This is a genomic window from Bradyrhizobium sp. UFLA03-84 (genome assembly GCF_002289535.1).
GTDB lineage: Bacteria > Pseudomonadota > Alphaproteobacteria > Rhizobiales > Xanthobacteraceae > Bradyrhizobium > Bradyrhizobium viridifuturi.
This window is the reverse complement of sequence record NZ_NSJY01000006.1, coordinates 126,716-145,845: the sequence shown is the minus strand read 5'-3', so window position 1 is coordinate 145,845 and position 19,130 is coordinate 126,716. Positions and strand designations below refer to the sequence as shown.

General features: G+C 65.2%; 21 protein-coding genes. 15 read left to right on the top strand and 6 right to left on the bottom strand.

Features of this window, described 5'->3' with window-relative positions; genetic code table 11:
• The first annotated feature begins 230 nt into the window (after positions 1-230).
• The 8 genes from CK489_RS08815 (at position 231) to CK489_RS08780 (ending at position 6,188) form a co-directional block, all read left to right on the top strand.
• Positions 231-569 (top strand): P-II family nitrogen regulator, encoded by a 339-nt coding sequence (locus CK489_RS08815; protein ID WP_016841426.1) that lies wholly within the window; start codon positions 231-233, stop codon positions 567-569.
• 81 nt (positions 570-650) lie between these two features.
• The gene (locus tag CK489_RS08810) at positions 651-1,970 is read left to right on the top strand and encodes an ammonium transporter (RefSeq protein ID WP_095732098.1); all 1,320 of its coding nucleotides are present in this window, start codon (positions 651-653) and stop codon (positions 1,968-1,970) included.
• A gap of 141 nt (positions 1,971-2,111) precedes the next feature.
• Positions 2,112-2,426, top strand: coding sequence for an ArsR/SmtB family transcription factor (locus CK489_RS08805; protein ID WP_095732027.1), 315 nt, complete (start codon positions 2,112-2,114; stop codon positions 2,424-2,426).
• Positions 2,423-2,776 carry an SRPBCC family protein gene (locus tag CK489_RS08800; RefSeq protein WP_095732026.1) on the top strand — a complete coding sequence of 118 codons (354 nt, stop codon included), beginning with the start codon at positions 2,423-2,425 and terminating at the stop codon, positions 2,774-2,776. The genes CK489_RS08805 and CK489_RS08800 overlap by 4 nt, the downstream gene beginning before the upstream one ends.
• Positions 2,777-2,827: 51 nt before the next feature.
• Positions 2,828-3,430 (top strand): ATP-dependent Clp protease proteolytic subunit, encoded by a 603-nt coding sequence (locus CK489_RS08795; RefSeq protein WP_050627975.1) that lies wholly within the window; start codon positions 2,828-2,830, stop codon positions 3,428-3,430.
• 316 nt (positions 3,431-3,746) lie between these two features.
• Positions 3,747-4,085, top strand: coding sequence for a P-II family nitrogen regulator (locus CK489_RS08790; protein ID WP_021082517.1), 339 nt, complete (start codon positions 3,747-3,749; stop codon positions 4,083-4,085).
• A gap of 39 nt (positions 4,086-4,124) precedes the next feature.
• Positions 4,125-5,573, top strand: coding sequence for an ammonium transporter (locus CK489_RS08785; RefSeq protein ID WP_050627976.1), 1,449 nt, complete (start codon positions 4,125-4,127; stop codon positions 5,571-5,573).
• Between the two features lie 210 nt (positions 5,574-5,783).
• The gene (locus CK489_RS08780; protein WP_095732025.1) at positions 5,784-6,188 is read left to right on the top strand and encodes a GFA family protein; all 405 of its coding nucleotides are present in this window, start codon (positions 5,784-5,786) and stop codon (positions 6,186-6,188) included.
• Between the two features lie 61 nt (positions 6,189-6,249).
• Here CK489_RS08780 and CK489_RS08775 read toward each other — a convergent pair whose 3' ends face one another.
• The 3 genes from CK489_RS08775 to CK489_RS42135 all read right to left on the bottom strand — a co-directional run bounded on the left by CK489_RS08775 (position 6,250) and on the right by CK489_RS42135 (position 7,699).
• Entirely contained in the window at positions 6,250-7,023 is a 774-nt protein-coding gene (locus tag CK489_RS08775) for a GGDEF domain-containing protein (RefSeq protein ID WP_158226422.1), read from the bottom strand.
• Positions 7,024-7,168: 145 nt separating this feature from the next.
• The gene (locus tag CK489_RS42140) at positions 7,169-7,471 is read right to left on the bottom strand and encodes an NUDIX hydrolase (protein WP_245350293.1); all 303 of its coding nucleotides are present in this window, start codon (positions 7,469-7,471) and stop codon (positions 7,169-7,171) included.
• The gene (locus tag CK489_RS42135) at positions 7,472-7,699 is read right to left on the bottom strand and encodes an NUDIX domain-containing protein (protein ID WP_245350292.1); all 228 of its coding nucleotides are present in this window, start codon (positions 7,697-7,699) and stop codon (positions 7,472-7,474) included.
• Between the two features lie 131 nt (positions 7,700-7,830).
• Here CK489_RS42135 and CK489_RS08765 point away from each other — a divergent pair, with 131 nt between their 5' ends.
• From CK489_RS08765 to CK489_RS08750, 4 genes are all read left to right on the top strand, one after another.
• Complete coding sequence (locus tag CK489_RS08765) at positions 7,831-9,057, top strand: aminotransferase class I/II-fold pyridoxal phosphate-dependent enzyme (protein WP_095732023.1); 1,227 nt, start codon at positions 7,831-7,833, stop codon at positions 9,055-9,057.
• Positions 9,058-9,073: 16 nt separating this feature from the next.
• The gene (locus CK489_RS08760) at positions 9,074-11,554 is read left to right on the top strand and encodes a DNA translocase FtsK (RefSeq protein WP_095732022.1); all 2,481 of its coding nucleotides are present in this window, start codon (positions 9,074-9,076) and stop codon (positions 11,552-11,554) included.
• Between the two features lie 100 nt (positions 11,555-11,654).
• Positions 11,655-12,467 (top strand): outer membrane lipoprotein carrier protein LolA, encoded by an 813-nt coding sequence (locus tag CK489_RS08755; RefSeq protein WP_050627981.1) that lies wholly within the window; start codon positions 11,655-11,657, stop codon positions 12,465-12,467.
• A 114-nt stretch (positions 12,468-12,581) separates the two neighbouring features.
• Positions 12,582-13,397 carry an exodeoxyribonuclease III gene (locus CK489_RS08750; RefSeq protein WP_050627982.1) on the top strand — a complete coding sequence of 272 codons (816 nt, stop codon included), beginning with the start codon at positions 12,582-12,584 and terminating at the stop codon, positions 13,395-13,397.
• Between the two features lie 135 nt (positions 13,398-13,532).
• On the opposite strand, the gene CK489_RS08745 is transcribed toward CK489_RS08750, so the two are convergent.
• Together CK489_RS08745 and CK489_RS08740 are read right to left on the bottom strand one after the other, a co-directional pair.
• Positions 13,533-13,973 (bottom strand): Crp/Fnr family transcriptional regulator, encoded by a 441-nt coding sequence (locus CK489_RS08745; protein ID WP_050627983.1) that lies wholly within the window; start codon positions 13,971-13,973, stop codon positions 13,533-13,535.
• Positions 13,974-14,030: 57 nt separating this feature from the next.
• On the bottom strand, positions 14,031-14,717 hold the full coding sequence (locus CK489_RS08740) for a response regulator transcription factor (protein ID WP_016841446.1): 687 nt from the start codon (positions 14,715-14,717) through the stop codon (positions 14,031-14,033).
• 240 nt (positions 14,718-14,957) lie between these two features.
• On the opposite strand from CK489_RS08740, the gene CK489_RS08735 reads away from it, so the two are divergent.
• A complete protein-coding gene (locus CK489_RS08735; protein ID WP_095732021.1) occupies positions 14,958-15,497 on the top strand; it encodes a L,D-transpeptidase family protein in 540 nt (179 codons plus the stop codon).
• A 105-nt stretch (positions 15,498-15,602) separates the two neighbouring features.
• Positions 15,603-16,388 (top strand): 2-keto-4-pentenoate hydratase, encoded by a 786-nt coding sequence (locus CK489_RS08730; RefSeq protein WP_095732020.1) that lies wholly within the window; start codon positions 15,603-15,605, stop codon positions 16,386-16,388.
• Positions 16,389-16,544: 156 nt separating this feature from the next.
• On the opposite strand, the gene CK489_RS08725 is transcribed toward CK489_RS08730, so the two are convergent.
• Positions 16,545-17,249 carry a YggS family pyridoxal phosphate-dependent enzyme gene (locus CK489_RS08725; RefSeq protein WP_050627986.1) on the bottom strand — a complete coding sequence of 235 codons (705 nt, stop codon included), beginning with the start codon at positions 17,247-17,249 and terminating at the stop codon, positions 16,545-16,547.
• Positions 17,250-17,357: 108 nt separating this feature from the next.
• Between CK489_RS08725 and CK489_RS08720 the strand changes: the two genes are divergently transcribed.
• A complete protein-coding gene (locus CK489_RS08720) occupies positions 17,358-19,049 on the top strand; it encodes a sensor domain-containing diguanylate cyclase (RefSeq protein WP_095732019.1) in 1,692 nt (563 codons plus the stop codon).
• Positions 19,050-19,130: the final 81 nt, after the last annotated feature.

The following is a 19,130-nucleotide window of genomic DNA, read 5'->3' as shown; positions in this document are numbered from 1 at the left end:
GGGAAAGCCATATTCTGGCCGAGGGTTGTCGTCTCGTACAGTGACGGAGTTCACCCGCTGCGCACGTTTTCCCCTTCAACCTGCAACTTTTTTGTGCCATTTGCCCAGAAAGCTGCCAGATTTGCCGGACGCGAAATGTGCGGGACGGCAAATTGTCGCTCCGGTGGCGGCAAGCGCCGCTCCGGGGACGGGCGCACAGGGAAAACTTCAAGGGAATAAAGGCCTGAACCATGAAACTCGTCGTCGCGATCATCAAACCGTTCAAGCTTGACGAGGTCCGCCAGGCCCTGACCGCGATCGGCGTCCACGGCATGACGGTGACCGAGGTCAAGGGCTATGGCCGCCAGAAGGGCCACACCGAGATCTATCGCGGCGCCGAGTACGTCGTGAACTTCCTGCCCAAGCTCAGGATCGAGATCGCCGTCGACACCGAGCTCGCCGACAAGGCGGTCAGCGTCATCACCCAGCATGCCCGCACCGGCCAGATCGGCGACGGCAAGATCTTCGTGACGCCGATCGACCACGCCCTGCGCATCCGCACCGGCGAGACCGACAACGACGCGCTCTGAGTTCTATCGAGATCGCGCCGGCAATGACGCCGGCGCGCGTCAAATCCACGCCAAGAAAACCACGACCGCCGGGGAATGATGATGGGGGCACGAGCTCTTCGTGCAGCGATATCAGCTGCGCCGATCACTGCTGCAATCCTGCTCACGTGGGGCGCGCCGGCCTTGGCGCAGGATTCTGCGGCCAATCCCGGCATCAACGCCGCCGACACCGCCTGGATGATCGTCGCCACCGCGCTGGTGCTGATGATGACGATCCCGGGACTCGCGCTGTTCTACTCCGGCATGGTGCGCAAGAAGAACGTGCTGGCGACGATGGCGCAGAGCCTTACCGCCGTCGCGCTGATCTCGATCCTCTGGGTCACCTTTGGCTATTCGTTGACCTTCGTCGGCAACGGTCCATGGCTCGGCTCGCTTGACAGCTGGTTCCTGGCCGGCATCACCATGGACAGCGTCAATCCGGCGGCCAAGACCATCCCGGAAGCGCTGTTCATGCTGTACCAGATGACGTTCGCGATCATCACGGTGGCGCTGGTGGCAGGCTCGGTCGCCGACCGCATGCGGTTCTCCGCCTATGTGCTGTTCTCGATCGGCTGGTTCGTCTTCGTCTATGTGCCGCTGGCGCATTGGGTGTGGGGCGGCGGCTTCCTCTTCACGGCGGGCGTGATGGATTTTGCTGGCGGCCTTGTCGTGCATCTCTCCGCCGGCATCAGCGGCCTCGTCGCCGCCAAGGTGATGGGCAACCGGCACGGCTATGGCCATGACAATCTGTCGCCGTTCGATCTGTCGCTCGCCGTGGTCGGCACCGGCCTGCTCTGGGTCGGCTGGTTCGGCTTCAACGGCGGCTCGGCGCTCGCGGCCAATTCGCGCGCAGTGTTTGCAATCACCGCCACGCACCTTGCGGCCTGCGCCGGAGCGTTGACCTGGGGCGCGATCGAATGGGCGACGCGCCGCAAGCCGTCGGTGCTCGGCATGATCTCGGGTGCGGTCGCGGGGCTCGGCACCATCACCCCGGCCTCCGGATTCGTCGCGCCGTGGCACGGCGTCATCATCGGCATCATTGCCGGTCTGGTCTGCTTCTGGGCCTGTACCTGGCTGAAGCACCGCTTCAAGTATGACGATTCGCTCGACGTGTTCGGCGTGCACGGCATCGGCGGCCTGACCGGTACGCTGCTCGCGGGCATTTTCGCGGCCTCCGCGATCGGCGGCACCTCCGGCCTGCTCGAGGGCAATCCGAAGCAACTGCTGATCCAGCTCTACGGCGTCGCCGTCACATTCGTCTGGTGCGGCGGCATCACCTTCGTGCTGCTCAAGCTGGTCTCCGCCTTCGTGCCGCTGCGCGTCTCGATGCAGCAGGAGATGGAAGGCCTCGACATCTCGCAGCACGGCGAGGCGCTGCAGTAGAGCTCACAGGGCCGGTGGGAGCCCGGCGGCAAATTCGCAAAACAACCCCATGCAAAGCACCCGAGCGCTGCGACGTCACGCGGCTCGGCGTGAGGCCAGTTCCCGCTTGCACGACACATAAGTGTATGCTTATGTGTTGTCATGGTCGAAACCGATATCTTCAAGGCGCTGGCCGATCCGACCCGCCGCAAGGTGTTTGAGAAGCTGGCGGGCGGCAGCCTGAACGCCAGCGCCTTGCGCGACGGCCTGGAGATCAGCCAGCCGGCGATGTCGCAGCATCTGGCGGTGCTGCGCGCGGCCGGGCTGGTGCGCGAGCAGCGGCAGGGCCGTTTCGTGAATTACGAGGTCGACCCGGACGGCATCGCCAGCATCGGCAGCTGGCTCGCCCGCTACCGCGCCTATTGGCCGAAGCGCATCGAAGCGCTCTCCGACCTCCTGAAGGACATGGATCAATGAGCGATGCAGTCGAGCCTAACGCGGACCAAGCCCTGGTGATCGAATACGAGCTCGACGCACCGCCCGAGAAAGTATGGCGCGCCGTAACCATTCCGGCACTGCGCGAACGCTGGCTGCCCGATGCCGATCTCGCCGGCGCCGAGCCTGAATCAACGATAACAGGCGAAGAGGTGCGTTACCGGCTCCGCGAGTCCGAGCCGCCGTTTCGCGAAAGCCGCGTCACCTTCCGGATCGAGCCGAACGAGGCCGGCGGCACAAGGTTTCGCATCATCCAGCAAGCCTGCGACATCAGGGAAAAGCAGCCGCAACCGGCCAACAGCAACCGCCGCACCCTGATGCGCGCGGCCTGATCGCAAACTTCACCGCTAAGACTTCATCACCTGCAGCTATGGAGGTCGCCAATGCGCGACATGATGCAACTCGTCCCCATGGTCGTCGAACAATCGAGCCGCGGCGAGCGCTCTTTCGACATCTATTCCAGGCTGCTCCGCGAACGGATCATCTTCCTGAACGGCGAGGTCAATGACGCGATGTCCGGACTGGTCTGCGCCCAATTGCTATTCCTGGAGGCGGACAATCCGAACAAGCCGATCAACCTCTACATCAACTCCTATGGCGGCGTGATCACCAGCGGGCTCGCGATGTACGACACCATGCAGTTCATCAAGGCGCCGGTGCACACGCTGTGCATGGGCACCGCGCGCTCGATGGGCTCGTTCCTGCTGATGGCCGGCGAACCCGGCCACCGCGCCGCGCTGCCGAATGCGAGCCTCCACGTGCACCAGCCGCTCGGCGGGTTCCAGGGCCAGGCGTCCGACATCCTGATCCATGCCACCGAGATGCAGGAGACCAAGCGGCGCATCACCCGGCTTTACGCGCAGCATTGCGGGCGCACCGAGGCCGACGTGGAGCGGACGCTGGACCGCGATCACTTCATGTCCGCGCAGCAGGCACTCGAATGGGGCCTGATCGACAAGGTGTTCGCGGCGCGCGACGCCGCCTAAGTGCCCGGCACCACCCCATCTAGATACCTACGGCTGCTGCCCTGCTAAGCAGAATTGTGTCCGGACCCTGGCTTGCTCACGAATTGAGCCGGCCTGACTAGATTTTAGGCGCGACGGAATGGCGCAGGGCTACCTGGCTCCCGCAATGCGGGAAAATATCCGGATTCATAATCCATTAGCGAACTCCGGCCGGTTGGCACGGCATTTGATTCTAAGGGTCCCGGCTGTGCCCGCGTAGTGGAAGTCCTCCGCGTGGTGAACCTCAGTCGAAACTCCCGGTGTTCGTTCGCACCGGGCCCAAGCGGGGATAGGACTCATGAAAATTGTTATGGCGATCATTAAGCCATTCAAGCTGGAAGAGGTCCGTGACGCCCTGACCGCCATTGGCGTTCACGGTCTCACGGTGACGGAAGTCAAGGGGTACGGCCGTCAGAAGGGTCATACGGAAATCTATCGCGGCGCCGAATACGCCGTGAGCTTCCTGCCCAAGATCAAGATCGAGGTCGCAGTCGGCTCCGACCAGGTCGACAAGACCATCGACGCCATCACCTCCGCCGCCAAGACCGGACAGATCGGCGACGGCAAGATCTTCGTCATCAGCCTCGAGCACGCCGTGCGCATCCGCACCGGCGAGGCCGATGCCGCGGCCCTCTGATTTCGCGCTCAAACCTTAAGACCTCAGGAGTAATATGACATGACGTTCAAGCGTCCCTATGGCGCGGGACTGGCGGCCCTCGCAGTCGGCCTGTTTGCCGCAACCGCCGCCTACGCCGAGCCAACCGTCAACAAGGGCGACAACGCCTGGATGCTGACTTCGACGGTGCTGGTGCTTTTGATGACCATCCCGGGCCTCGCGCTGTTCTATGGCGGCCTCGTTCGCTCCAAGAACATGCTCTCGGTGCTGGCGCAGGTGTTCTACACGGTCTGCCTCGTCACCGTGCTCTGGGCCCTCTACGGCTACAGCCTCGCCTTCACCGGCGGCTCCGACTTCATCGGCGGCTTCTCCAAGGCCTTCCTGATGGGCGTCACGCCGGACTCGAAGGCGGCGACCTTCTCGGTCGACGCCAACATCTCGGAGCTCGTCTATATGTGCTTCCAGATGACCTTCGCGGCGATCACGCCGGCCCTCATCGTCGGCGCCTTTGCCGAGCGCATGAAGTTCGCGGCGATCGCGCTGTTCATCCCGCTCTGGGTGACGCTGATCTACTTCCCGATCGCGCACATGGTCTGGTACTGGCCGGGCCCGGACGCGATCCAGGATGCCGCCAAGGCGCTCGCCGCCGCGGCTGACGGCGATGCCAAGACGAAGGCGCAGGCCGCCCTCGACGCGATCAACGCCGACGCCGGCTGGATCTTCAAGAAGGGGGCGATCGACTTCGCCGGCGGCACCGTCGTGCACATCAACGCCGGCATCGCCGGCCTGGTGGGCGCGCTCCTGATCGGCAAGCGCACCGGCTACGGCAAGGAGCTGATGGCTCCGCACTCGCTGACCATGACCATGATCGGCGCCTCGCTGCTCTGGGTCGGCTGGTTCGGCTTCAACGCTGGTTCGAACCTCGAAGCCAATGGCGGCGCTGCGCTCGCCATGACCAACTCCTTCGTGGCCACGGCTGCGGCGGCGCTGGCCTGGATGTTCGCGGAATGGATCATCAAGGGCCATCCCTCGCTGCTCGGCGCGCTCTCGGGCGCGGTCGCGGGCCTCGTCGCGGTGACACCGGCGGCCGGCTATGCCGGTCCGATGGGCGCCATCGTGCTCGGCCTCGTGGTCGGCGTGGTCTGCCTGTTCTTCTGCACGGTCGTGAAGAACGCGCTCGGCTATGACGACTCGCTCGATGTGTTCGGCGTCCACTGCGTCGGCGGCATCATCGGCGCGCTCGGCACCGGCATCCTGGTCAACCCGGCGCTCGGTGGCGCTGGCATCATCGACTACACCGCGATCCCGCCGAAGGTCGCCGACTACGACTTCGCGGCGCAGATGATCTCGCAGTGCTGGGGCGTCGGCACCACGCTGGTGTGGTCGGGCATCGGTTCGGCGATCCTCTACAAGATCGTCGACGTGATCGTCGGCCTGCGCGCCAACGTCGAGACCGAGCGTGAAGGCCTCGACATCACCGAGCACACGGAGCGCGCGTACAACATGTAAGGGTTCTCCCGGGGCGCGACCTCCCCAAGCGGTCGTTCCCAGAACTACGGTCCGGGCACATTCCCGGCAATGTCCGGACCGTTGAGGGGCTCCAGCGCAAGTTGGAGCCCCTTTCTTTTTTGGGCGGCTTGAGAAAATATTGTCGGAATTGCCTGCCATTGTGGAATGACAGGCTACAAACAACGACGACAACAAAAACGGGAGGACGTCATGAAGGTGCAAGGCGGGTGCTATTGCGGCAACGTGCGCTGTGAGGCCGAAGGCGAACCGATGATGGCGGCGCAATGCCTGTGCCGCGAATGCCAGTACATCACGGGCGGCGGGCCGAACCTGTTCATGGCGATGCCGACCACCGGCTTCAGATACACCGCAAGCGAACCCAAGCAATTTACGCGCAAGGACCTCGAGCGCGCCGTGACCCGGGAATTCTGCCCTGAATGCGGCACCCATCTGGTGACCAAGGTGCCGGGCCTGCCCGCCACGATCCTGAAAGTCGGCACCTTCGACGACCCCAGCGTGTTCACCCCGCAGATGACGATCTACACCTGCGACAAGCAGACCTTCCACCATCTGCCCGAGGGCAAGCCGTCATTCGACAAGCTGCCGGCGCGCTAAGCCTTGCGTATCGATTGTGCGTGGCCCGGATTGCGCTTCGCTCCATCCGGGCTACGAACACTCACGCGGCATCCCGCGCGTGCTCGACGCGGTCGCGGCCGTGGCGCTTGGCCGCGTAGAGCGCCTGGTCGGCGGTGCGCATCAGGCCGCCGAGATCGAATCCGGCGTCCTTCACCGTGAAGCCGATGCTGATCGTCACCGGCAACTGGGTTACGCCGTCGAGGATGGTTCTTGCAGCGCAATCGCGGCGGATTTCCTCGGCGCCGCGCGCGGTCTGCTCGTGGCTCCGGCCCGTCAGCACCGCCGCGAACTCCTCACCGCCGTAACGCGCGACCAGCGCGCCGTGCCGGACCGCGAACTCGCGCAGCACGTCGGCGATCTCGACCAGCACCTTGTCGCCGATCTCATGTCCGTAGCGGTCGTTGATCGACTTGAAATGGTCGATGTCGCACATCAGCACCGCGGCCGACGCGCCATCCGTCTCAGCCTTGTCGAGCGCGATGGCCGCCTCGGCATCGAAGCCGCGCCGGTTCAGCAGCCCGGTCAATTGATCAGTCTGCGAGATCTGCGCCAGCTCGCGGCGGGTCTGCGCCAGCTCCAGCATCAACATCCCTGCGCGGTACGACATGGCGCCGCTGAGCGTAACCCCGATGAAGACGCCCGCGGTCAATCCAAACGCCTGCATCTGCCCGACCGTGATCGGCGCGGCCAAGTCGCGGCCGAACACCAGCATGCCGATGCTGAAGGACATCGCCGCGGTCATGCCGGCGGCAATGACCATCACCTTCCCGGTGCGGCGCAGGACATCGCCGCGTGTCTCGATCTTGATGGCCATATCCGTCTGCACGAACTCGCAATATGCGGGATCATTCATTCGCGCTGTGTTGCGAATTGCTGAAGGGATTTCGTGGCGCGTGCGGCGGCCTTAACGGCGGGTAAAGCGGATCGCTCGAATCCGCGGCAACCGCCGGCAAGTAGCATTAGTCGACCAGCACTTCCTCGTCCGGCAGTTCGCCGGGCGCGCCGTCGCGCAAATAGTTTTCAAGGATGGTGGCGAGCGACAGCGGCGTCAGCCGTTCCTGCGCGCGGGACAGATCGGCGATCGGCCACCAGCGGAAGCAATCGAGCACCCTGACCTCGGCCGCATCAGTCATCACGGGGTGAAAGCGATCCGCATGAACGATCCGGTATTCTTCCTTCTGGGAGATTCGCCGGCCGCCCCAATTGAAGGTGTGGTGACGCCGCCAGACGGCGGGGCCATGCGCGAAATCGACCAACCCCAATTACTCGGCGAGCTCCCGCCGCAACGCCGCTTCAGGCGCCTCGTCGCCCTCGATGCCGCCGCCGGGCGCGATCCAGAAGCAGTCTCCGTGCGGCGGTCGAATCCGCAGCAGCAGGACCTCGCGGTCGTCCGTGACGATGAGCGCCCTGACGGCGCGGCGGTGGATCAAGTCCAAGAGCAATCTCGGAGCAATTTCGATGCGGCATTGTTCGGCCAGCGCTGATATCACGCGCCGGCCGATCGCGCCGCGCCGCCGATGGTTAATCGCGTCTTAACCTCGCCCTATCTATGGTGACTTGATCGGTTTACGGTCGGCGCCCCCTCAACCCCGACCGCAGTGAAAGTGCTGGCATTTCAACCATGGCAATGACCGCCTCATCCGGCTTGGCGCAGGGCGCCGGCGATGTCGCATCCGCCGGCCAGGCCGAGCGTTCCCCATTCGTGCGTACCACCGAGTTGCTGGCGCCGTACCAACCGGCTAAGCCATTGATTACACTGTCGGTCGGCGAGCCGCAGCACCCGGTGCCTGATTTCGTCGGGCCGGTGCTGGCAAAGCACACCGCCGAGTTCGGCCGCTATCCGATGGCCAAGGGCATCGAGCCGTTCCGCCGCGCGGCCGCGACCTGGCTGGGAAGCCGGTTCCAGTTGCCGCGCCCGGTCGATCCGGAGAGCGAGGTGATGGTGCTGAACGGCAGCCGCGAGGGGCTGTTCTTCGCCGCGATCACCGCCGCCCGCTACGTCTCGCCGCGCAAGGGCCGGCCGGCGGTCCTGATGCCGAATCCGTTCTATCCGGCCTATGGCGCCGGTGCCCGCGCGGCCGGCTGCGAGCAGATCTATCTGCCGACCACGCTCAGCAACGGCTTCCTGCCCGACCTCGATTCGATCGACGAGGCGACACTGGCGCGCACCGTGGCGTTCTTCCTTGCCTCGCCGGCCAATCCGCAGGGCTCGGTCGCCTCGCGTGCCTACTTCACCCGCCTGAAGCAGCTCGCCGACCGCCATGGCTTCATGATCCTGAGCGACGAGTGCTACTCGGAGATCTACACCCGCGAAGCACCGGGCAGCATGCTGGAATGCGCCGGACCCGACTTCACCAATGTGGTCGCGTTCCAATCGCTGTCGAAGCGCTCGAACCTGCCGGGGATGCGGGTCGGCTTCGCCGCCGGCGATCGAAAGTTCATGGCCGCCTTCCTCGAGCTGCGCAATGTCGCCGCACCTCAGGTGCCGGTTCCGCTGCAGCATGTTGCGGTCGCCGCCTATGGCGACGAGGCGCATGTCGAGGAGAACCGCCGGCTCTATCGCATCAAGTTCGATCTCGCCGACCAGATCCTCGGCAGCCGCTACGGCTACAAGCGGCCCGCCGGCGGCTTCTGCGTCTGGCTCGACGTCTCCGATCGCGGCGGCGACGAGGCGACGACGGTGAGGCTCTATCGCGACGCCGGCGTTCGCGTGATTCCCGGCAGCTATCTGGCGCGCGAGCAGAACGACGGTTCCAATCCGGGTGCGGGCTATATCCGCCTCGCGCTGGTCTCCGACAGTGAATCGACGGCCGAGGCGATGCATCGCCTGGTCGAAACCCTGGGTTAATCGCGAAGCGCGAAGATTGAGTATGCCAGCGATCGAACGTGTCATCCCCCTGGTCGGCCATCTGCCGCTCTCGCTGCGCGAGGCGCTGGCGCGGCGGCTGCGCGAACTGACCGGGCTCGGCCTGATCGCGCTGTCCGGCGCGATCACCGCTGCGCTGATGACCTGGTCGGTGCAGGACCCGTCGCTGAGCCACGCCACCTCGCGCGCGATCCGCAACGTGCTCGGCTATCCCGGCGCGATCGGCGCCGACCTCCTGATGCAGATCCTCGGCCTTGGCGCGATCATGCTGCTGCTGCCGGTCGCGGTGTGGGGCTGGCGGATGCTGACGCATCGTCCGTTCGACCGCGAGGCGCTGCGGCTCGGCTGCTGGATCCTGTGCACGGTGATCGCGGCGGGCTTTGCCAGCTGCTGGCCGCACAACACGTCGTGGCCGCTGCCGACCGGGCTCGGCGGCGTGGTCGGGGATGCCTTGCTGCGCGCGCCGGCCGTGGTGTTCGGCCCGCCCGGCTTCATCTACCGCGTCGTGCTCGGGCTGATCCTGTTCGTCGCGATGGCGGCGTGCTTCCTGTTCGCCTGCGGCTGGGGCGCCAAGGAGCAGGACGAGGAGCTGACGCCGATCTCTGATGATGACGAGCCGTTCGTCGAAGAGGACGAGGACCGCAGCTCGGTCTCGCTGGGCTGGCTGTTCCACGCCCTGATGAGCGCGAAGGCGCGGCTCGGCTGGCTGTTCACGACAGCCTATAAATCGCTGGTGTCGAGCGGAGCGCAGGGCCGCAGCGCTGCGTTCGAGCGCCAGGAGCCCAATATCGGCGGCGGCCGCGCGGCGCCCTCGATCGCGCCGGCGCATGACGATCACGACGAGGACGAAGACGAGGCCGAGGCTTTCGACGACGAGGAAGAAGAGGACGAGGAGGAGGAAGCTCCCGCCGCCCGCGCCCCGCGCAAGAAGGCCGAGCCGAAGCCGAAGAAGAAGAATTCCGACAAGTTCGAGCTGCCGTCGGTCTCGGTGCTCAGCGCGCCGAAGGCGAGCGATCGCCAGCCGCTGAGCAAGGCCGAGCTGGAAAACAATTCGCGCGCGCTGGAAGGCGTGCTGCAGGATTTCGGCGTGCGCGGCGAGATCGTCAAGGCCAATCCCGGCCCGGTGGTCACGCTGTACGAATTGGAGCCCGCGCCCGGCATCAAGTCGTCGCGCGTGATCGGACTGTCCGACGACATCGCGCGCTCGATGAGCGCGCTGTCGGCCCGCGTTGCCGTGGTCGCCGGCCGCAACGCGATCGGCATCGAGCTGCCGAACGCGCATCGCGAGAAGGTTTATCTGCGCGAGCTCCTGGTCGCCAAGGAAAGCGTCGATTCGGTCGCCAAGCTGCCGCTGTGCCTCGGCAAGACGATCGGCGGCGATCCCGTCATCATCGATCTGGCGCGCACGCCGCACATGCTGATCGCCGGCACCACCGGCTCCGGCAAGTCGGTCGCGATCAACACCATGATCCTGAGCCTGGTCTACCGGCTGCGCCCGGATCAGTGCCGCCTGATCATGGTCGATCCGAAGATGCTCGAACTCTCGGTCTATGACGGCATCCCGCATCTGCTGACGCCGGTCGTCACCGACCCGAAGAAGGCGGTGGTCGCGCTGAAATGGGCCGTGCGCGAGATGGAGGAGCGCTACAAGCGGATGGCCAAGCTCGGCGTCCGCAACATCGACGGCTACAATGCGCGTCTCGTCGAAGCCAAGGGCAAGGGCGAAGAGCTGACCCGCACCGTGCACACCGGCTTCGACAAGGAGACCGGCAAGGCGATCTACGAGGAAGAGAAGCTCGACCTCGAGCCGCTGCCCTACATCGTCATCATCGTCGACGAGATGGCCGACCTGATGATGGTCGCCGGCAAGGACATCGAAGGCGCGGTGCAGCGCCTCGCGCAGATGGCGCGCGCCGCCGGCCTGCACGTGATCCTCGCCACGCAGCGTCCGTCGGTCGACGTCATCACCGGCACGATCAAGGCGAACTTCCCGACCCGCATCGCGTTCCAGGTGACGTCGAAGATCGACAGCCGCACCATCCTCGGCGAGATGGGCGCCGAGCAGCTGCTCGGCCAGGGCGACATGCTCTACATGGCGGGCGGCGGCCGCATCAGCCGCGTGCACGGCCCGTTCGCCTCCGACGAGGAAGTCGAGAAGGTGGTTCGCCACCTCAAGACGCAGGGCGCTCCGGAATATCTCGAAGCGGTCACTGCGGAAGAACCGACCGACGAGGACGGCGCCGTGTTCGATGCCACCGGCATGGGCGGCGACGGCGGCGGCGACCTGTTCACGCAGGCGGTTGCGATCGTCAAGCGCGACCGCAAGGCGTCGACCTCCTACATCCAGCGCCGGCTGCAGATCGGCTATAACCGCGCCGCCTCGCTGATGGAGCGGATGGAACTTGAGGGCATCGTCGGCCCTGCGAATCACGCCGGAAAGCGCGAAATCCTGGTCGGGGAGGAAGAAGGCCAGTTCTGATCGGGGGCGATCATCACGGAAAAACCATATCTCCCTCGGAAGAGGCGGGATAAAATCCGGCGAAGCGGGACGAGCGTCGAACAGAGACCTGACATATCTGATGGCAAAACACCTCATTGACCGCGGCGCGCGCACTGCGCTTGCTCTTCTCGTCACCGCCGCGATCGCCGGCGGCGCGACTGCGCAGAATGCGCCGACGACGCCAAAACCCGCACCGAAGGCTGCGCCCAAAGCCAAGGACGCCGGCGCGCAGAGCAATGCGGACAAGGGACCGACGACGACAGGCGCCACCCAGGCACCGCCGGACCCGGTGATTCCCGATCCGCGCCGCAACGTGCCCGCCAACATCTTCCAGACCTTCGACGCCAACCAGAAGGCGCAGGCCGCCAAGGTCTCGGCCTATCTGTCGTCGTTGCAGACGCTGGTCGGAAATTTCGTGCAGGTCGGCCCTGACGGCACCAAGACCAAGGGCGACTTCTACATCCAGAAGCCCGGCAAGCTGCGTTTCGAGTACGACAATCCGAGCACCATCGAGGTGATCGCCGACGGCTCGTCGGTCGCGGTGCGCGACCGCAGGCTCGCCACCCAGGACATCTATCCGCTGTCGCAGACCCCGCTGCGCTATCTGCTGTCGGACCGCATCGACCTGATGAAGGACACCAACGTCGTCAGCGTCACCGCCGACGACGTGTTCGTCAGCATCACGATCGAGGAGAAGCAGGCGCTGGTCGGCACCAGCCGCTTCCTGCTGATGATCGGCGCCAAGGACGGCAAGCTCAAGCAATGGACCGTCACCGACCCGCAGGGCTACGACACCACGGTTGCGGTCTACAATCTCGACGCCACGCAGAAGCCCGATCCGGGCCTGTTCAAGATCGACTTCACGACCTATCCGGGCTCCTCGCCGGGCTAGCCGTCACGCGTAGCTGCGCAGGATGGGTTTCGCTTCGCTCTCCCCATCCTACGCCTACGACGCTGTGGACAAAGCGCCGACCCGCGCTGAGAACCATGCTAAGACCCAGCTCTCATGCGGTTCTCCGTCACCACCTGGAACATCAATTCGGTGCGCCTGCGCATCGACATCGTCGCCAAATTCCTGAAGAGCGCCCGGCCCGATGTGCTGTGCCTGCAGGAGACCAAGTGCATCGACGATGCGTTTCCGTTGAAGCGCTTCAAGCGGCTCGGCTATGAGCACGTCGCGCTGAACGGGCAGAAGGGCTATCACGGCGTCGCCATCGTCTCGCGGCTGCCGTTCGAGTCGACCGACATCCGGACGTTCTGCGACAAGATCGACTCGCGGCACATCTCGGTTTCGTTCGGCGAGAAGGCGCAGCTTTCAAAGCCGCTGGTGCTGCATAATTTCTACGTGCCGGCCGGCGGCGACATTCCCGATCCCGCGCTCAATCCGAAGTTCGAGCACAAGCTGCAATTCCTCGACGAGATGAAGAGCTGCGAGCCGCTGCATCCGCGCGGCGACGATCGCCACATCCTGGTCGGCGACCTCAACGTCGCACCGCACGAGAACGACGTGTGGTCGCACAAGCAGCTGTTGAAGGTGGTCTCGCACACCCCGGTCGAGACCGAGAAGCTGCTCGCGGCGCAGGCGCATGGCGAATGGTTCGACATCGCGCGCGAGCGGATCCCGATGTCGGAAAAGGTCTACACCTGGTGGAGCTATCGCGCCGCGGACTGGACCGTCGGCGACCGCGGCCGCCGGCTCGACCACATCTGGGTCTCGCGCGCGCTGAAGGATCAGGTCAGCGACTTCAAGATCACCCGCGACGCCCGCAGCTGGGAGCGGCCGTCGGACCATGTGCCGGTGACGGCGGTGATGGAGGTTTAAAATCCAAGACGGTGTCGTCCCGGCGAAGGCCGGGACCCATACACCGTGGCCAGCGTAATGGGCACGCGGCCGGACGATCTTCCGACAACGAGCATTCGTGGTTATGGGTCCCGGCCTTCGCCGGGACGACGGCAGCTACGTACTCAACTTCCCACCCGCCATCAGAATATCGCTGGCGAGCTGGCTGGTGCGCAGCGCGAGTTCGTCGCGCAGGCGGCGGGCTGCGGCGGGGTCGCTTTCCAGCACGCGCTGGAACAGGCTGCGGGCGACGCGGATCACCGAGCCGCGCTCCAGTGCGGTCGCGGTCGACGGCCGCTTCATCGCGACGATCAATGCAAGCTCGCCGATCAGCGCGCCGGGACCTGCGATGATCTCGGCGCCGCCTTCCTCGACGCGAAAGGTACCGCGCTGCACGACATAGCCGGCGTCCGCAGTGTCGCCGGTCTTGAACAGCACCTCGCCTGCGTTGAAGTCGCGTTGCTCGGAGCCGATCGCCAGCATGCGCAAGGAGCTGTCGCCCAACAGACGCATCGTCGGGACCCGCTCGAGCAGGGCTACGTCATCATCGATCGACATTCAGGGCCGGTAACCGCGGTGCGCCTCGATTTCACGAATCGTTGAGCGCGAAGCGTATCACGGCACCAGCTTGTAGCCACCGGCTTCCGTGACCAGGATTTCCGGGTTGGCGGCGTCCTTCTCGATCTTCTGGCGGAGGCGGTAGATGTGGGTTTCCAGCGTGTGGGTGGTGACACCGGAATTGTAGCCCCAGACTTCCTGGAGCAGGGTCTCGCGCGACACCGGCATCTGGCCGGCGCGGTAGAGGAAGCGCAGGATCGCGGTTTCCTTCTCGGTCAGCCGCACCTTCCTGGCATTGGCGCCGGTGAGCATCTTCGAGCCGGGCCGGAACGAGTAGGGGCCGACCGAGAACACCGCGTCCTCGCTGGCCTCGTGCTGGCGCAGTTGCGCCCGGATCCGGGCCAGCAGCACCGCGAAGCGGAACGGCTTGGCCACATAGTCGTTGGCGCCGCTTTCGAGCCCCAGGATGGTGTCGGAATCGGTGTCGTGGCCGGTCAGCATGATAATCGGGGCCTTGAAGCCGCCCTTGCGCAGGCTACGGACCACTTCGCGGCCGTCGGTGTCGGGCAGGCCGACATCCATCAGGACCAGGTCGGGGGAATTGGCTTTGGCGGCAGTGGCGCCCTTGGCGCCGGTATCGACTGCGGAGGCTTCGAATTCCTCGTGCAGGGACAGCTGCTCGACCAGCGTATCGCGCAGATCGGTATCGTCATCCACGATCAAGATCTTGCGGGCATTGGCCATAGGTACAATCCTTCGGGGCGGGCGGTCAGAAGCGGAGGGCGCTTAAGGCCGTAACATCGGCTAGATATCTGCTCAGGTAGGCGATTGTTACCGATTCACAAGGCAACGCAGTCTACCTCAAATCCGGCGGGGCAGGACGTGAATGTCCTGTAATACCGGGTGATAGAATGATCCGAACATCCGAGGCAAGTTCAGTTTGGAACGATTCTTAGGGGAAGGTCAGCTATTTCAATCACTTATATGACAGTCAAACGTGATCGCCCGCTCTCTGTCATCGAGGTCCGCGCCGCCGCCGGCAATCCGCGCCGGGGCTGGCTGACGGCCGACGGCTGGACCGTTCCGGTGGCGCTCGGACGCGGCGGAATCCTCGCCAACAAGCGCGAGGGCGACGGCGGCACGCCGCGCGGCATGTTCCATCCGCGGCAACTCTGGTGGCGCGCCGACCGGCACCGGCGGCCGGTGACCTTGCTGCCGACCCGGCCGATCCGCCGCGAGGACGCCTGGTGCGAGGATCCCGCCGACCGCCATTACAACCAACCGATCCGGCTCGACCGCGACGAGGGCGGCGACCGGCTGACCCGCGAGGATCACCTCTACGACTTCATCGTTGAGATCGACCACAACGCCGCGCCGCGTATCGCCGGCCGCGGCAGCGCCGTGTTCCTGCATCTGGCGCGGCCGAATTTCGGACCGACCGCGGGCTGCGTCTCGATGACGAAAGCGTCGATGCTGCGGCTGTTGCGGCGGATGAGTCCAAAGACAAAGATCATCATCGAGTAGATAGCTGGGCATCGGTTTTCCCACGCGACAGACGCGACGCGTTTGTGCTGAGATTGCGCGCGACCCAAAAACATTCCCCAAAACAATTCTCGCGGGAGCGAAACCATGCTCGACAGCAACCAGATCGCGGCCGCCGCACGAGTCCTGAGCGATCACTGGCACGCCGGCACCAAGCTTGGCGCACTCGATGGCGCGATGCGGCCGCGCGATCGCGCCGAGGGTTACGCGGTGCAGGCCGAGCTGGAAAAGACCTCGCGCGAAAAACTGTTCGGCTGGAAGATCGCGGCGACTAGCGAAGCCGGCCAGAAGCACATCAACGTCGCCGGGCCGCTGGCGGGGCGCATCCTCGCCGAGACGGTGATCGCAGATGGCGGCACCGCGTCGATGAAGGGCATCGAGATGCGCGTCGGCGAGCCGGAATTCGCCTTCCGCATGGCGCGTGACCTCGTGCCGCGCGCAACGCCGTACAGCGTGCAGGAGGTGCTGGATGCCGTCGGCACGCTGCATCCCGCGATCGAGATTCCGGATTCGCGCTTCTCCGATTTCGTCTCCGCCGGCGAGGCGCAGTTGATCGCCGACAATGCCTGCGCGCATCTGTTCGTGCTCGGACCCGCGACATCGGCTGACTGGCGCGCGATCGATCTGGTCGAGGAACGCCCGACCATCACCCTGCGCGGCGAGCGCTACATCGGCCACGGCAAGAACGTGCTCGGCGATCCCCGCGCGGCGCTCGCCTGGTGCGCCAATGAATTGCGCGCGCTCGGGCTGACGTTGCGGGCAGGGGAGGTCGTCACGACAGGCACCTGCCACCCGCCGCTGCCGATCGCGGCCGGAGATGTGTTCGCGGCCGATTTCGGCGCGATCGGAAAGGTGTCGGTGAAGTTTGCTTAGGCGCAGCGCCACCGCAAACACCAATGGCGTCCTGGCGAAAGCCAGGACCCATAACCACAGGGCTTGGTTGTTGAGCACCGACTAGCCGCGTGCCCTTTGCGATGGCCGCGGCGTATGGGTCCCTGCTTTCGCAGGGACGACGCTGGTTATGCGGCTTCAGTTGTGCGGCACCGTCCGCGTGCCGAAAATCGCCGAACCCACCCGCACATGCGTCGCACCCATCGCGATTGCCACGGCGAAATCCGCGCTCATGCCCATCGAGAGATTTTTGAGCCCGCTGCGCGCGGCGATCTTGGCGCAGAGCGCGAAATGCGGCGCCGGGGCCTGGTCGACCGGCGGGATGCACATCAGTCCTGAAATCTGCAGACCGTATTTGTCGCGGCATGCCGCGATGAAGGTATCCGCATCCTGCGGCGCTACGCCGGCCTTCTGTGGTTCCTCGCCGGTATTGATCTGGACGAACAGTTCCGGGTGCTTGCCCTGATTTTTGATTTCCTTGGCTAACGCTTCGCAAATGCTGGTGCGATCGACCGAATGGATCGCATCGAACAGCGCGACCGCCTCCTTGGCCTTGTTCGACTGCAACGGCCCGATCAGGTGCAGCTTCAATCCGGGATGAGCCTGGAGCAGCTCCGGCCACTTGCCCTTGGCCTCCTGCACGCGGTTTTCGCCAAATACGCGCTGTCCGGCGCCGATAATCGGCAAAATTGCGTCGGCCGCGAAGGTCTTCGACACCGCGATCAGCGTCACCGACGCGCGGTCGCGTCGCGCCTCCTTGCAGGCATGCGCGATCTCCTGCTCCACGGCGGCGAGGCCGTGTGGTGAATCAGCCGATAACGGCGTGGTCGGGCTTTGCGTCATGCTTGTGCCGTTCTCTGACAGATGCGGGGTTTGGCTCGAATTTTACCAAATTCGGGAAAGGCTTTTTGAAGCCCTGCATTCTACCTTGCGCGCGGGCAAGGGAACAGAATGTCGGGCGTCACTTTCAACCGCAACCGGGTCAGGCTCAAGAAGGTTCTGGGTATCCGTGCCCGGCTCGCCTTGCTTGCGCTGATGCTGGTCGCGCCCCTGATGCTCGATCGCGTCCGCACGCTGGAAGATTTCCGCAGCAAGCAGATCGCGCAGGCCGCCGCGGGCTACGCCAGCCTCACCGCGCATGCCGCCGAGACCCAGCGCGAAGTGGTCTCCTCGGTCGAGACCATGCTGAAGTCGGCCGCCTATATCCGCGCCTCCGGCGGTATCGGGCAGAGCTGCGAGGTGCTGCGCGCCAGCCTGCCGACGGTGCTGCCCTGGATCCGCAGCATCATGTTCGTCTCCCGGGATGGCGTGGTGCAGTGCTCCACGCTCAACATGCAGGTCGGCCTCGACCTTGGCGACCGCGAATATTTCAAGAAGGCGCAGGATAATCGCGGCTTCGTATTCAGCGATTATCTGCGCGGCAAGACCAATGGCCGGCCGATGATGATGGCCGCCTATCCGGTGGCGGCGATCAATCCGGAGCAGGACGCCGTCGTGGTCGCTGGGATCAACATCGACTGGCTGTCGCAGATCATGGCCAATCTCGGCGGTCAGCCCGGCATGTCGGCCGTCCTGGTCGACTCGACCGGGGTCGTGATCGCGGCTCCCGCGGATCACGCCAGCCTGATCGGCCACTCGCTCGATACTATCCCCTTGATGTCGGCGATTGCCGAGAAGGCGCTGAGCTACGACGAGCCGTCGGGCTCGGTGTCGTTCACGGCCTCTGACGGCGCACAGCGCACGCTGAGCTTCGCCCGCATCGCCGGAACGCAGTCCCGGCTGATCGTCAGCATGGACGAGGCCAAGGTGACGGCGGCGATCAACCGCGAGATCCGCACCGCCTATCTGCAACTCGGCTTCGTCTGCTTGTTCGTGCTGCTCGGCGCCCTGGTCGGCGCGGAGCGGCTCGTCATCCATCCGATCGAGCTGATGACCGGCATGGCGCGGCGATTCGGTGAAGGCGACTGGTCGGCGCGCGTCGCCAAGCACAAACTGCCGTCGGAATTCGTGCCGCTGGCGCGCGCCTTCAACGCGATGGCGGCACAGCTCAGCCAGCGCGAACGCGAGCTCGTTGAGTCCAACGACCGTCTCACCGTGATGGCCTCGATCGACGCGCTGTCCGGCCTTGCCAACCGCCGCGGCTTCCAGAGCCGGCTCGACTTCGAATGGATGCGGGCGCAGCAGTATGAATGCGAGCTGTCGCTGATGATGATCGATGTCGATCATTTCAAGCTCTACAACGACACCTACGGCCATCCCGAAGGCGACGTCTGCCTGACGCGGATCGGCGAAACCCTGGCGGGGATCGCCGCCGACACGATGGGCTTTGCCGGCCGCTATGGCGGCGAGGAATTCTGCCTCTTGCTGCCGAACACCGATGCCGCGCATGCGCTCGCGATCGGCGAAACGGTGCGCACGGCAGTGCTCGGCCTCGCCGTGCCGCACGCGCCCTCCAGCCATTGCGTCGTCACCGTCAGCATCGGCGTCGCGACCACCAAGCCGAACGACACCCAACGCCCCGGCGACCTGATCGAAGCCGCCGACGCCGCCCTCTACGCCGCCAAGCGCCGCGGCCGGAACGCCGTCATCGAGCACGGCTTCCTGCAGACCCTGGACGAAGCGGGGATGGCGCTGGCGAGCTAGCTGCATCGCCCAGTCCAGGTGGGCAGCCTCGAGAGATCATCCCAGACATTGCTGGCGCTCCCATCGACACGTAGCGGGATC